Below are 14,541 nucleotides of genomic sequence, written 5' to 3'. Positions count from 1 at the left end.
GTAATAATACAGTTAACAACTAACTATATGATTTTTTTACAGCCGATCCCCATTGGTTTTACTTCATTACATCGCTAAGTTTAGTGATGTAATGCCATTGGTCTGAAACTTGATGCATCAAACCAAAACTCTTAAATTATTGAGCACGTTGTCTGCGTAATTTTTTTTCAACCTCTCTAATTTTACCAGCCATCTGTTGTACTGGGTAAAATCCTTTACCAAATAAAATTTCGTTTTTTCTATTAATCACGTTGCTGTAATCTTTAATTCTATAGTAAAGCGTTTCAAACTTGTTATAAAATGACACGCGGCCAGTATTTTCGTTTAAAATAACCAACCTTAAATTATCACAATCGGTAACCTTTAAACGTCCATCTTTAACCGCTCTTACAATGGATTTTATTATAGCCGAATCCAGAGTTAGTTTACCTTTCACATTAAATTGAGAGTTCATATCAGGTTTATAACTAATGACATAGCATTTAAGATAATGACCAGAGAAAAACTCATTAAAAATATCGTTGTAGTCTCTTTTATCAATTCTATCTATAAATATATTTACCAACGTTCTTGGAGTGTTGTTGAACCAATTTATCACGAGGTTTTGAAGCGGGTTTTTATAGATGTATGCAACAATGACAGGTACGCACACCTCAGGTTTGTATTCTATAATGGAATTATAATTCCCGTCACTTAAATATTCATGAAAGCATAATCTGAAAGAATCTTCCAAACCTCGAAATGGTTCTTTTAATTCGTTTTTTTTATTAATATCATTTTGGTGATAAATGGTAAAAAAATCCGCGTGTTCAAAAAAATCAAACCGTTGAAGAAGATATTGAAACTTGTAATATTGATTGCATGCACCTTTATTGCGAATGTAAATAGAATTTACTGCAATCAAAAACAACACATCATTACTTATAAGTGATCTGATAAGCGATGTATACTTTTTTCTCCCTACTATATCATCTTTTGAGCCAAAGAAATCTTCCTCTATAAATTTAAGAGTGTGGTACAAAATCCGCATATAAGGGCTGAGAGTAATGTGCCCACTCATCGCATCAAACGCTTCGTAATGTTTTTTAGAGTCAAATAACTTTTTTATAAAACTCCATCCTGAATCAGTACGAACATAGGTATTTACTTTTTCAAGATAAGTGTTGTGTTGCGTTAGAAGCAAGGAAAAACGCTGATTGAAGGCATCCATGCGATAGTTAGCTCGGGTTTCCTCTAATGCATTTTCTGATGTTTTAACAGCACGAAGGGCTGCCTTAGCACTTTTCCTACCTTCATGAGCAGACCACGCTGTTGCAAAAAAAGCAAGCGCTGTAGCAAGCCCTCCTATTATTGCCACATTAGTTTGGAACCAACTCCAAAAAACACCGATTAATATAAAAATGACAACGAATAGTAAAATCATATAAACCCTATGGAAAATTGCCCCATGATTAATGAATTTATAATCTAAAAAGAGCACAGATCATACTAAAAATAAGGCATAAAAGCCATAAAAATTGGATAGTTAGCGTTTTTATGAATTGAAAAAACATCTCACCAATTAATACTTCAATCCTACATTTTGAGCTGACCTGCTCCCTATAAATTTACATATCTCAATGTTTTCAATGTCCGCTTGTGGCACTCAGCAGACCTTCTGACTGAACTGAAGGTCTGCTTTGAGCTGTGAGTTCAATGGGTCGATGCAACGCTATCCTTAATCAAGGGGGGTGGTTGCCGACCAACCTTACGCCTCCAGGAACAAAAGAAGAACTCCATTTTTCTATATCAGCTTGAACTAAACTAATGCCTTCACATCTACATAAAGACTCCTAAGGTGAGCCGAACCCATATCAAGTATGGGTTCATACATAAACGAGTTGAGATGGATATTCTCTGGTGTGATGAGGTTCACTTGCTCTAACTTCGCAATCTCCTCTGCACTGCCTAGCGCAGCACGTTTGTACTCTTTAAGAAGCTCTACCGTCTGATTCCTGGTTATCGCATCCACAAAAGCCTGGTTATTTATTCGCTTGATCATGTGACGTTCTGCAAGCAAGCGAATCGCAATGGAAATAACGATTTTCTTTTCTAACTCTATGTGATCATCGATTCCCGCAGCAATTGCCTCTGCCTCCTGAGTAAGGACATCTATCACTGTGCGATGGGTAGGCGTAAGTGCTAGCGCCGCCTTATCAACCAAGATGCGCTTGTAGATCACACATAGATCATCTAGCGTAATTGTGTCCGTGTTTGCTTTAACATGAAGAAGCGCAGTTAGTGTCGAGTAGTCAGCTTTATGACCACAGTACTCAGCAAGGTTTCTGACAAAAGGAATCGCTGAAATGCAATAAGCGGGCCCTGTAAGGTTGTCTCTCCAATACAAAAATGGATTATTCTGATATAGCTCTTTACTGAGAGTAAGCTTGCGCCCACTTTTTGAAGCCATTAGTTTAAAATCACGTTTTAAATTAAGTCTTCCGCTTATGCTTCGATAAAAGTCAAAGTTATGCGAAAGGAAGATGCAATAGAAACTTCCTGAATGGCTTATGTCATTTAAGTACTCAATGATGGCATACTTATTTTTGTAGTCAAACGAGTCTGCGATGTCGTCCACAACAAGAATGGTCACACCACCTTGCTTTTGCCTGGATTGAATTTCAAAAAGAATATTTAGTATGTAAAGCGCCCTTTTCTCGCCTTGACTGAGGACCTTAAGCAATGAGTCACGCGGTACTTCGCCCTCACGCTCGCCGTCTGAGAATTTGAAGGCAATAGAGGGTTTCATTCCTTTCAAAATCACATCATCTTGATTGGCGACAGACATCTTGAATGGAACAAAGAATCGCTTGTTAAACGTCTCTACGACTTTCTCCCAATCTGTTCTTTCTTCTTTGGCTTGTCTTACTGCATCTTCAATCGTTACCTTTCCCGCCTTGAATTCAGCTAGAAAATCGTCATAAAGAGTCTTTTGACTAACTAGATACGAGATCCAAATATCTTTCTGAAGCTGCTTATAATTTTTTAGTTCTGGCAGAATTTCTTGATTGTCAAATAGATAATCCCTAAACTTCCTAAGCTCAGTGTTCTGAATTTTCTTGTCAATCGCATCGAACTTTGTAGCAAGTTCTTTATCCGCGAAAATTTTTTTCCGTTCGTCTTCAATTTTCTGCGTCAGCTCCTCAGCGGAAGTGATCTCTGTCTTTCCATCTTTGGTATGAAGATTAATGGTGTGTTTTGCAGCAAAGAATCCGTTGGCGGAAAGTTCTTTATTAACAGCTCCTGCACTGTAATGATTGAACTGCTTACTCAATACATCCGACTTGGATACCAAGTCGTTATACCGTTTGATATATTCCTCAATTTGATCTTTGATCGTCCCTGACTCAAGTAGGGCAATGGTCTTGTCATTAAAAATTTCACCATAGACAAGATTAGCAAGTTTGCGCGGTTGAGTTTGTCCAACAGTTTCCTCCAATGAATCAAGGAGATCAGCTAAACCTTTAGAGCCAAACACCTTCAAAATTTCAGTCTCTGGCGTGATCGTTCTGCCCGTGAGTCCAGATAGTTGCTTTAACTTACTAAGCAAAATGCCAAGTTTCTCGGAAATCTGTTTTAGAGCATTGTCATACTGCTGTTTGATAGTCGCGTTTACTAGTAGGAGTGAAGTGCGCTCTGAAGAAAACTCTTGGTTGTATGGCTCTATGACGAAGATCGAATCTGCCGAAATCGCAGTTCCAGCACCATCGGTGAATATCCTTGTCGTCACCCGATCTGGAAAAATCAAATCTCCAGACTCTTTACCTTTTGCATAGTCATCAAAGGTTTTTGACATGGAGGTTTTCATGAAGCCGTTGGGTGCGTATATCGCATACCCGCTACTATTCGTGAAGTCAAAACAGTGATTCAGCTCACTTATGCCATAGCAGTTCTTCAAATCTACGTTAAGCTTCATTTCCCCTCCTGGAAACGTTTTAATGATTTATGTTGTCAATTTTTTTCCGCTAGGTTGCGTACCCAGAAATCCAGCTACACATTCATTGTCCGTCATAAAAGATTCCACCTGACATGACCGACTTTTAGTCATAAAAGCCGTATTTTGAGTATATTACCGTGTCTTCGTATCTGTATAGTTCTGGCTCTCTATAGCTTTTCTGGTTGGACGGCAAGTCATTCGCAATGATTGGTGTGCTTATTGTTCGATAGACAAACTTATACAACCGTTAAGGAAAGCATGCCCTTAGCCATGGCCTGACATAGACATCAATCAAGCGAACTTCCTCTACTGGCACACAAGCGACATCCAAGCCTCTCCGGCTAGGGCATGAAGGGGCGCCAGTTCATAGACGGTGCAGTGATTCTGTCCAGTGCTGGCATCCCGCAAGCTGCAGCTGCGCGGCAAGCCTGAAATCTGCTGGCATACTTTACGCTCGATGCGCCGGTGAACACGGCCCGCAGCTGGCATCTTTACACATAACCAGTACTGTAAAAGTCCCGTAATACCGTGTCGCCCGGACATTTTATGTACCGTTTGGCCGCTACCATTCAGTACTTTCACTGTTTTTATTCATTTTTTTCCCAAGAATCGCAGAAAAAATTCCGCCACGCCTGTCTTATTTCGTCGATACCAGAGCAAAACACCCGAATATCGGCCATCTTCGCCAAACCTCGCACCCGGCATTTCAGAGTGCGGACCATGCTAAATAATGCATTATTATCAATTACTTACAAGATTATTGCTCTAAGCATAAATCCATATGGCGGCGAGATAATTGCCCTGAAACAAAATCCGGTATTCGGATGGATTTTGGGCCATCTGCCCGCCATATAGTTTTATAAGCTGATACATATACATTTCCTCATTATCAGTACTGTAAAAGTCCCGTAATACCGTGTCGCCCGGTCATTTTCAAACCACCGTTTGGCCGCTACCATTCAGTACTTTTCGTCCTACTGACATATGTGCCATCGCAGCTGCGCGGCCAGTCGGAAATCTGCTGGCATACTCTGCGCCCGGTGCGCCGGTGCGGTCGCAGAACTGCTGGCAGACCGTCCTTTCTTCATTTTCCCGCTACCTGGACACAAAGCGCTGTACGTCCAGTTCAGGGGCGAATTATGATTAGGCAGGCTCCGGCAGTGCTCCCGGCTCTGTCAAAACTGTCAAATGCGAAGAAGGATGCGTATGGAACCAGATAGTGAATTTTGTTACCCCAATATTATAGATTTTTTTGGCACAACACTCTGCCATATTTGTCATTTCACTAAGTCAGATCTTTTTGATTACTCAGCATATAATCAATATACAGAAAGCAATATAAAACAAAGTGACAGAATGATTTCTGATGAAGTTTCTCAACATTTGAAAAATAATGATGAAATTCATCATGAGGATATTATCAGTAGTTACAATCGGGAATTCCAGGAGTTCGGTGACATTTACCCAGCGATGCATCGAAAGTCTATGGTTATCGCGCTTTATAATTTTTTTGAACACCAGATAAAGACTTTGTGCACGGAGATAAACAAACTCCTTCCGCTGGATGTGAGCGATAAATACTTAAAGGAAATAAGCATAAAGCGTTACCGCCAGTTTCTTCGGCGTGAAGCTGGTTTTAATATCAATCAGGGAAGCACCTTGTGGGAACTGTGGGAAGATATGCTTAAAGTGGAGCAAATACGGCACGTTTTAGTTCACTCCGAAGGTGAAATAGAGAATCACCGCGCTGACCGGCTTTCACATATTGACGGATACTGCAAATTTAAAAAAATCAGGTTGATCCGAAACAGAATCATAATTGATGATGGGTTCGTGGCGGCCCTGATCACTGACCTAATCACGCTGTTTGAACAACTCGACAGGCAGGTTTCCGCATTCATCCGGCGATATGAAATCGCGCATGGCAGCTACGAAGTTCCGCTTCCTCCGGGAGCCTCACGAACACCGTTTTGACTTATTGAGGGCAGAATGGACAGAGTAAGTTATATGAAATGGCTAGCCGCTGAATCCCCTTCCACGGAGCAGCAGCTTCTTGCCTGGCTCAACAGAGCAAAGCATTACAACTGCGATATGAAGGAGCACCGCGCTGGGGTACAGATTGAAGAGCATGGCATTATCGTCGTGCTACGGCAGAGTTCAAACCTGTACGACGGCGACTGCCTGACCATTCACAATGTTCAGCTTCCTGAAGAGATACAGCATAGGGGCTGGTTTAAATCATTTCTGAAACTATGCTGTGAATCTAATCCGTGGAGTGATGTGGTTATTGAGGATGTAAAAAATCCACATCTTCTGGCATTCTGTAAACAATATGATTTCACAGTGCTGGCTGATTTTTATCCGGACACTTATATTGTTAATCGTGGAAGAATATTGTCTTTAGATATACCTCCGTTAAAACGTTATGATGACTATTTAAATTGAGCTTGCAGGTGAAAATGGAACGAGAAATTAAAAAATATTCAGGCCTTCCGGAATACTCTGGTAATGGCTTCGGATACACATTCCCATGCGTGTTTCTTTATGCCGAGATGGCATAAAGAACTGAATGGCTTCCCTAGCGGGGGTTGCGACCTGGCAAGTAACTTCCTAGCGAGATACCTAACTGAACATGGATACCCAGCGTGGATTATACGATTTTCATGTTCACCTGAAATTAATAAATATATAAAGACTCACGTAGTGGTTAAATATCATGATTATTATATCGACCTGACGAGGAACAAGTTTGCCGATTACAATAACAGGGTGTTAATTGAAGATAAATATGGTTCGATATCTACCCTGCTGAGAGATGTAAAAAAAGACGAGTTTCTTACCTTTAAAGAAGAATATTTTTTCATCGATAACGCGACTGATAGTGGGGATCAACTTTACTGTTATGTAAAGCAGTTAGCCGACGGACTCGTTAAGAGGTGAGCTGGACAGAGTAAATTTTGTATCCAGATAGTGCGTAAATGTTAGCGAGGTGTTTGTCAGCAGTTCAGCGACCGCATCGGCGCACTGATTCCGGATTATGCCAGCAGTTATTCAGATGACCGCTCAGCTGCAGTTAGCGAAACGCCAGCAATGGACAGAAAAACCTACAAGTTCTAAGAGCGCGCAAACATGCCAAAAAATCAGCAACTGAACGTCTGCTCCTGCCTGTGAGTTCAACGGGGCGAAGGTCCGCTGTGAGCGAGAAGCAGACATCACAACTCACAAGGATTAAACGCAGTTTGTTTTCCAAACATACGGTTGATAGGTGTTATAATCTGGCACTAACAGCATGATGCCTGGAAGTACATTTAAATGTAAAATGATAGTGCACTCTCAGTGAAACCACTGACTAACGTTGGGAACACAGTACTGAAGCCTAGTAAAAAGGAACTAGTATGTACAACAACCTCTATGCTCTCACAGAAAGCCTTTTTTGGGTTGATCGACTTTTAGATCAGGAATATGAAAATATCGGATTGAATGAATTGCTAATTGAGTTAGCTGAATATAATAAAAGAATAGATTCACTGATTATCGAACAAACAAATTCTGTACAAGAGTCTCGGCTAAATGTTTACATGGCGGGGAATCGTAATATTGAAAGATATAAGAGTGGATTATTTTCAATGGACAGAGTCATTCTTGATGACGTTCTGTATTCATTGAGCCTACGATACAGGGTGAATCTAGCAGAAAATGCACTTGAAAAATTTATTGTAAGCGATAGAAAAGATAAGGTTGAACATCTCAGGAAGGAAATTGCTAGATTTATCAGGTTTGCTAAAGATAACTTTGACCTTATCCGTGGAGAGTTTATCGTTTTTGTACGAAGCGAATCATATAGTAATGATTCGGAGAGAGCCGATGGGATTTTTAGCGACAACTCTGATGCTAATTTTATATTTCGATATCTCCCCCCTAATGTTGCCCGTCTTTATGAAAATAGACTATCCGTAAAGAATATAGAACGCTTGGGCAATACAAATAAAATTCGGTTCTTAAACAAGAATGCTTTACCGAATGAAATCATGTTGGAAATTAAAGGCTGCGAAAGTTCGTATACAAATGGATATATGTATCAACATATAAAAAATGCCATTGATAATGATGACGGCACCATGTCTATGGAGCTTGTCATGGGAAATCATAGCGGAAAAAAAAGTTATGAACGGTGGGTGCAGGGAGCAAAAAACCGTACAGTTCTCTTTCATTATAAAAACCTTATTACTGACCTTAACCAAGCGCATTCATGTAGAGCATCCCTTGGTGCATATTGCCCATTTCATGGAGAGATTCTTCGTAAACTTGATCAAAAGAATGAAGTTCAGAGGGTTAAACTCTCTATTGACGTTCCATTCTTAGAGGGGCTGACTCCAAGCGAACTCTACAAAATTAGAACTGACTACGAGCCGAGTTTTAATGCCTTCCGCTCTGTACTACGTGAAGCTGCGTATGACATAGAAGCAGAAAGTGATCCATATAAGAGACAACTGATAAATCAACATTTTGTCGAGCGCGTGTGGGATGAAGGATTGACAGATATTGAGCAAAAAATACAAGCCTATAAGCGGAAAAGTAATAAAGAACTTTTTCTTAACAGTGTGCCATCATTGATAGGTTTTATTGGTGCACCAAATCCAGTGTCGTTGGCTACAGGAGCTTTTACGATTCTAAAAGATGTTTTTAATATCACAAGCCATTCTTCAGAAATAAAGAGCCACCCTTCATATTTCCTTCTCATGATGTCAAAAGCCCAAAAATAAACCCTATGGTTGAGGTAGTAGAAAATATATACACTTGAGAAAAAAGGTTCTAAAGGGACATAATTAGATTAACCCAGTGACCTGTTCTCCGTGAATCAACACAGGCTGTTGTTAGCTACTTCCGCTTCTGACACAGGGCTGCTGTTGCAGCCCTGACAACCTTAGACTTCAATCGATCCAGAAATCTCTAACACATCATTGTAGTGTCGATAAAGGTTGGCCACTTTATAAGGTGTCATTTAAAACTACTATAGGTCCGCTGCGAGCGAGGAGCGGGCATTAACTCCTTGCTTTTTTGCACCGAAATAGAGCGAAGCAGCGTGTAAACTGTTTCAGATGCGCAGCGGTGACAACAGCAACTTCAATTAAGGAAATACTCTAGTTTTCGGAGAGATTTTTCGAGTGATATATGATAATGAATACACCAAAAAACTGGACAGAAACGTCTAGCTCAGTATGACTTCTGTTCAGGTATATATGGTCTATTTATGTATTCCCTCATCAAATCCTTACTGAATACTCTCGAAGATGGCTAACGTAACCACCCTTTCTTAACCTTCATAGTTCATGCCGCCAAGATACGACGGTATCATCATTAATGATTTAACCCTTTCTTTTTCTTTTTCGGTGAGATGACGACATGCAAATGGGTAAATATTGATCAAAAATGTCTTGAGTTCGTCAAATGCCTCATCTGAATATAGAGTCCCAGATCTTAATTCATTCATTATTGTCATGACCCATTTTATAAATACAGTTGGCATCATTACATCAGATATATCTTCCCAGCTATCAATAAGGCTATTATTTGTATGTTTTTTAATATACTGCCGGAGTGCTCGGTCGCAGTTACCTCGACACGTCCAAAAAGTATGTTCATTATACTCTGGTTCATTTTCGTAGTCGGTGCGGATTCTTTGCCATAGAGTGATAACTCCCTTGTCGTCTTGAGACAGAAGCTCTTTCTTACAAACTTTGCATTTTAAGCTAGGTTCATCGGCAAATATTCTTGCGGGTTTTGGGTTTTCTGTTTTCCACTCAGATAACGACTTTGGGAAGTACCTTTCGGCAATCTCCAATCCTCTGGAAGAGTGTAAAAGTTCCCTCTCTATTTTTTCTTTATCGAAAACCTGAAATTCAATTCGTCCCTTCAACCCGTCAAGTATTCCAGACAGACCTGTACTAGCAAGAGTTGAATAGAACCCGATAAATCCTTGGCAGTTATTCGCGATTACTCGATCAAAAATATTTGCATCATCTACTGGATTAACTGAATTTCCACTATGGGCTTTATGCTTACAGCTTACCAACCAACGGATAATTGTTTCCCCGCCGACACCAGTCCTTTTTTCTTCCGCTATAATATCAACCCCACCGTCAGCACCTCTATCTGGGTCAGATATAATTTTATATCCCAGAAAAGCCAAGAAGTCGCGAGAAAAAAGTTCAAATGTATCTTGCAGCCCTGTTGCTTTATGAGCCTCTGGTATTTCTTTGAAGTCTAATATTGGCATTTTTATGGAGTCCTTAAGTTGTTAACACTTATTGGGTGGAAAGAACCGTATTTAAACACAGACTTTCTGTCTCTGTAAATTTAATATGTAGAACACTCATCGCTTTTTATAACTGACAATAGGATATTTAGACGTCTGCTTTTGGCACTAAGCGGACAGGGCAGCCTCAGAAGTATTATGTCCGCTGTGAGCGAATTGCGGACGTACACTAGCAATTGCTGCTGGTTTGGAGCGTAGCAGAAAACTAGTCCGACAAAATTCGGTTGTTAGGCCTTTTTTAAGTACTCTCGCTGAATATTATTTGTAAGTTCAATTCTGTTAATCTCGTTTTGGGTAAAAACCAAATTAACAAAACCTGCTTGTGCAGCGTGTAACCCACCAGTATTTTCTATTTTCCCCTGCGACTTTAACTCACATTCTAATTTATGGATGAGCCGTACCAATTTTTTACCCCTAGAGGTGAGTGGTGCCATAAAAGATGGCTGTCTATAACGATCATACCATTCAATCATGCATTCAGAAAAATCAACATCGGCTATATGTTGGTGCACGATGAATTTTATATACTCAAACAAAAAATTTTGTTCTGAATCACCGACTCCGATTCCAAAAGGTAAATTTTGATTATCCATTTCAATTTCTGCTATTCCTAATGCCATATCCATACCAAAATATAAAGAACGTCCGGCATTAGTTAGGCCAGTACAGAAAAGATTGAAATATGAGACAGGAAATGAAGCATTGTTACTCTCAGCCTTAATCAAATAGTCGAGGATATCTTCGACTGACATGATGTCTTGATCTAAAATCGCAAATCCTTCAAAGAGGTTTTTAGCACTGGTCGATTGCAAGACATTTGATTTGGGTATGGTAATACCCTTTGCATCAGTTGTCTTGGAAACTCTTAATGCATGGCGAACATCTTGCCAATAACTTAAATTTGTTTCTGGGTTGTGAATAATAATAAGGACAGGCAATGGAAATCTTTCCCAGTAAAATCGATGCTTCTCTTCCGGGTGGAAAATCCAACACCCATTACTTTCCTTAAAAAAGGACAGCCCTGACTTTATTTGAACGGCTATTATCCTTCCCGTAGCAAAACCCTCGGGACTGATATACTCAATCTGGCCATCAATTCCAACGTCAGCCATCGGAGTTTCACGCCAAATCTGGCCAATTTTGGCCATTACTTCCGCGACAGCATTTACACCCAATCTTTCTTGAGAATTAGTCTTGATATATTTTGGGAAATTCATATTTTTTCTCAATTGCATGACACTGGCAATATTTTCTTCAGAATCTGGCACAAAATTTCGCAAGAAATTTAGGTTTAGGTTTGTGGTCCATTGCTGACTTTCAATAGGTTTCTACTCAAACAAAGAAAACAATCCAAACAACCCGGGACTGTCTATTTTCGAGTGTTCGAAAATCAACTCATAGTTATTGAGTATTTATTTCCCCAGTGATTTTGTAACTTTTTTGGGGCACTGTAAAGTCACATCAGACGAAGATTGTCCGTTTTTGGCACCAAACAGACCTTCAGATGCAAATGTAACGTTTATAAAGTAAGCGTAAATGTAACTCACGAAAAAATATCTGATATTGAACTCCTCCAAAACGGAGGAGTTATGGTTGAGTTTTAACACTATCTACTAATATAACAACATCCAGATAAGGTTATGATTTATTTATGTTTTTCAATGTGATCCGCATACCACTGTATCATCCCCCTTCTCCCTTCTAGATACTGGGCATGGTTGTAGGTCCCGCGGATTGAGTTTTTGTCAACGTGAGCCAGCTGTAGCTCGATCCAAGCTGAATTAAATCCCTGCTCATGCAAAATGGTACTCATCGTGTGGCGGAATCCATGCCCTGTAACGCGACCAGCATAGCCAATGCGTCTTACTAACACAGTTAAAGCCATATCACTCATTGGCTTCTTAGGGTCATTACGTCCAGGGAACAACAACGATCCTGCCCCCGTCATGGGTTTAAGCTGATTAAGCAGGTCAATTGCCTGGCTTGATAATGGAACCAGATGAGGGCGGCGCATTTTCATGCGTTCCGCTGGCACATTCCAAACCTTTTTCTCAAAATCAAACTCCTGCCACTCTGCTTGCCTCAACTCCCCAGGCCTTACTCCTGTTAAAATAAGCAATTGCATCGAAATCTTAACAAGCACACTACCGGCATAGGTGTTCAAAGTCCGAAGAAACTCAGGCAATTCATCCTGAGTTAAAAAAGCATAGTGTTCTTTCTCATGAGGAGTTACAGCACTGGCTAAATCAGGCGCGGGATTGTATTCAGCCCTGCCAGTAACAACAGCGTACTTCCAGACCTCTCCACAGCGCTGGCGAACCTTACGGACCTTCTCAGTTGCCCCGCGTGCTTCTATCTTGGAAAGAACTGCAAGCAACTCCATCGGTTTGATATCTTTGATTGGCCGGTGACCGATATAAGGAAACACATCCTTTTCAAAGGTTCTCAGCATCTCTTCACGGTAAGAGACAGACCAACGGTCATAGCGACGCTGATACCACTCCCGCGTGATAGCCTCAAACGAGTTTTCTGCGTCCTGTTGACGGCTAAGTTTCTCAATTTTTCGTTCAAGAGAAGGATCATTGCCAGCAGCTAATGTTCTTTTAGCACCCTCACGCTTACTTCTGGCTTCAGCTAAAGAAACATCAGGGTAAACGCCAATAGCGAGCAGCTTCTCTTTGCCTAGTGAACGGTATTTGAGACGCCAGTATCTTTTGCCATTGGGATTAACCAGCAGGTAAAGACCACCACCATCAGCGAGTTTGTAGGGCTTATCTTTAGGTTTTACAGTTTCAACCTGACGAACAGTCAGCTTCATTGGGGGTACCTCTCAGCAGGGGGTACAATTATACCCCCACCCATACCCCCACATTGAGCTTGACCCTGAGGGAGTACTATTGAGTTCAATAGACTAATAGAATGCTATAATTGCTGATTTATCAAGGGAAAGTTGAGTTTGGTAGACTTCAGGGGAGTTGAGTTTGGAGCGGGCGAAGGGAATCGAACCCTCGTATAGAGCTTGGGAAGCTCTCGTTCTACCATTGAACTACGCCCGCATTGAAGTGCGTAAGGGATTATAAACCTTACACTCTTCTTGGCAAGGTGCTAACCGACTGACTGGCGATTAATTCACCGTCAACATTTAGGTTTACTCCCCTGTGGCGGTAAATAACGCAGCGGATCGATAGCGGTTGCACGATAGCGGATCTGAAAATGCAAACGCACAGACGCCGCATCTGAGCTGCCCATGGTGGCAATTTTCTGCCCGGCCTTCACGCTTTGTCCGTTGTTCACCAGCAGCGTGTCGTTATGGGCATAGGCGGTGATGTAATCCTCACTGTGCTTAATCATGATGAGGTTACCATAGCCCCGTAGCTGATTACCGACGTAGACCACCTTCCCTGCTCCGGCCGCATAAATCGGTGTACCACGCGCAGCAGAGATATCAATCCCTTTGTTGCCGCCGTCCGCTGTTGAATAAGGCAATATCACCTTACCACTGGCTGGCCACTGCCAGCAGCGTTGCCCTACCGGCGGCCAGGATGACTGAGGCACGGATGAAGACGGTCTGACCGCTGCGGTTTTCGTGGAGGATTTGTTTTTTGTTTTACCAGACGTCGTAGTGGATTTCGCGCCACCGCTGACCTTCAACCTTTGCCCCACTTCAATGGTATAAGGAGGAGAAATGTTGTTCAGGCGGGCAATTTCTTTTACGCTTGTCCCGGTAGCGCGCGAAATACGATATAGCGTATCTCCCCGTTTCACGGTGTAAACGGAGCCGGAATACGTTCCTGTTTCTGATGATTTGCTACCTGAACAGCCCGCCAAAAGCAGCCCTATCGATAACAACATCACGATACCCAGAGTGTGTTTATTCGGGCGTCCTGCGCTCAAAATCTTTCCTCGCTCAAAAAACAAGACGCTATATCATAGCAGTCCCCCGCCGGATCCCCAATCCATTGCTCTGGAAAACGCCTGTACAATACAAGTTTTGTTAATGAATCTCTTTCCGATTAACCTCCGACCAACAAAAACGATAAATACAATTTTCAGATAATCCCAAAGGCTTATTTATCACAATGATTTTTTATCACACTCATATTGATACACTGCCCCTCTTTCATTACTGATAAAATCGCATCACCTCTGTCATTTTTTAAACGACATCACACTTCCCTCCCCCCCTCACGCTTATAGTCGTTTCTGGCGTAATTCTTGCCTGCATTGACTTAACCATTGCCATAAGAAC

General features: G+C 41.2%; 9 protein-coding genes and 1 tRNA gene. 3 read left to right on the top strand and 7 right to left on the bottom strand.

All coding sequences use genetic code 11. From position 1 onward, the window contains the following. Nucleotides 1-136: 136 nt before the first annotated feature. Together LG384_RS21650 and LG384_RS21645 are read right to left on the bottom strand one after the other, a co-directional pair. Nucleotides 137-1,423 (bottom strand): putative phage abortive infection protein, encoded by a 1,287-nt coding sequence (locus LG384_RS21650; protein WP_225761498.1) that lies wholly within the window; start codon nucleotides 1,421-1,423, stop codon nucleotides 137-139. A gap of 375 nt (nucleotides 1,424-1,798) precedes the next feature. Next, nucleotides 1,799-3,955, bottom strand: a complete 2,157-nt coding sequence (locus tag LG384_RS21645; RefSeq protein ID WP_225761497.1) for a hypothetical protein — start codon at nucleotides 3,953-3,955, stop codon at nucleotides 1,799-1,801. Between the two features lie 1,227 nt (nucleotides 3,956-5,182). Here LG384_RS21645 and LG384_RS21640 point away from each other — a divergent pair. The 3 genes from LG384_RS21640 (at nucleotide 5,183) to LG384_RS21630 (ending at nucleotide 8,739) form a co-directional block, all read left to right on the top strand. Then, nucleotides 5,183-5,950 carry a hypothetical protein gene (locus tag LG384_RS21640; RefSeq protein ID WP_225761496.1) on the top strand — a complete coding sequence of 256 codons (768 nt, stop codon included), beginning with the start codon at nucleotides 5,183-5,185 and terminating at the stop codon, nucleotides 5,948-5,950. A 15-nt stretch (nucleotides 5,951-5,965) separates the two neighbouring features. Then, complete coding sequence (locus LG384_RS21635; RefSeq protein ID WP_225761495.1) at nucleotides 5,966-6,421, top strand: hypothetical protein; 456 nt, start codon at nucleotides 5,966-5,968, stop codon at nucleotides 6,419-6,421. A gap of 950 nt (nucleotides 6,422-7,371) precedes the next feature. Further along, nucleotides 7,372-8,739: a hypothetical protein gene (locus LG384_RS21630; RefSeq protein ID WP_225761494.1), complete on the top strand. Its 1,368-nt coding sequence runs from the start codon at nucleotides 7,372-7,374 to the stop codon at nucleotides 8,737-8,739. A 551-nt stretch (nucleotides 8,740-9,290) separates the two neighbouring features. Here LG384_RS21630 and LG384_RS21625 read toward each other — a convergent pair. From LG384_RS21625 to actS, 5 genes are all read right to left on the bottom strand, one after another. Further along, nucleotides 9,291-10,253 (bottom strand): restriction endonuclease, encoded by a 963-nt coding sequence (locus LG384_RS21625; protein ID WP_225761493.1) that lies wholly within the window; start codon nucleotides 10,251-10,253, stop codon nucleotides 9,291-9,293. Between the two features lie 266 nt (nucleotides 10,254-10,519). Then, nucleotides 10,520-11,560: a DUF4365 domain-containing protein gene (locus LG384_RS21620; protein ID WP_225761492.1), complete on the bottom strand. Its 1,041-nt coding sequence runs from the start codon at nucleotides 11,558-11,560 to the stop codon at nucleotides 10,520-10,522. Between the two features lie 377 nt (nucleotides 11,561-11,937). Continuing rightward, the gene (locus LG384_RS21615) at nucleotides 11,938-13,110 is read right to left on the bottom strand and encodes a tyrosine-type recombinase/integrase (RefSeq protein ID WP_225761491.1); all 1,173 of its coding nucleotides are present in this window, start codon (nucleotides 13,108-13,110) and stop codon (nucleotides 11,938-11,940) included. A gap of 164 nt (nucleotides 13,111-13,274) precedes the next feature. Next, nucleotides 13,275-13,348, bottom strand: a tRNA-Gly gene (locus LG384_RS21610). Between the two features lie 79 nt (nucleotides 13,349-13,427). Then, nucleotides 13,428-14,186 (bottom strand): amidase activator ActS, encoded by a 759-nt coding sequence (gene actS / locus LG384_RS21605; protein ID WP_045447133.1) that lies wholly within the window; start codon nucleotides 14,184-14,186, stop codon nucleotides 13,428-13,430. Between the last annotated feature and the right edge of the window lie 355 nt (nucleotides 14,187-14,541).

The sequence above is a fragment of the Citrobacter sp. Marseille-Q3906 genome (assembly GCF_916618775.1).
GTDB lineage: Bacteria > Pseudomonadota > Gammaproteobacteria > Enterobacterales > Enterobacteriaceae > Citrobacter > Citrobacter murliniae.
Note: the sequence above shows the minus strand (reverse complement) of the source record. Positions and strands in the feature narration are given on the sequence as shown.

Coding starts and splice junctions, on each gene's coding strand:
- LG384_RS21650 (WP_225761498.1), bottom strand. CDS start 1,423: ATGATTTTACTATTCGTTGTCATTTTTATATTAATCGGTGTTTTTTGG.
- LG384_RS21645 (WP_225761497.1), bottom strand. CDS start 3,955: ATGAAGCTTAACGTAGATTTGAAGAACTGCTATGGCATAAGTGAGCTG.
- LG384_RS21640 (WP_225761496.1), top strand. CDS start 5,183: ATGGAACCAGATAGTGAATTTTGTTACCCCAATATTATAGATTTTTTT.
- LG384_RS21635 (WP_225761495.1), top strand. CDS start 5,966: ATGGACAGAGTAAGTTATATGAAATGGCTAGCCGCTGAATCCCCTTCC.
- LG384_RS21630 (WP_225761494.1), top strand. CDS start 7,372: ATGTACAACAACCTCTATGCTCTCACAGAAAGCCTTTTTTGGGTTGAT.
- LG384_RS21625 (WP_225761493.1), bottom strand. CDS start 10,253: ATGCCAATATTAGACTTCAAAGAAATACCAGAGGCTCATAAAGCAACA.
- LG384_RS21615 (WP_225761491.1), bottom strand. CDS start 13,110: ATGAAGCTGACTGTTCGTCAGGTTGAAACTGTAAAACCTAAAGATAAG.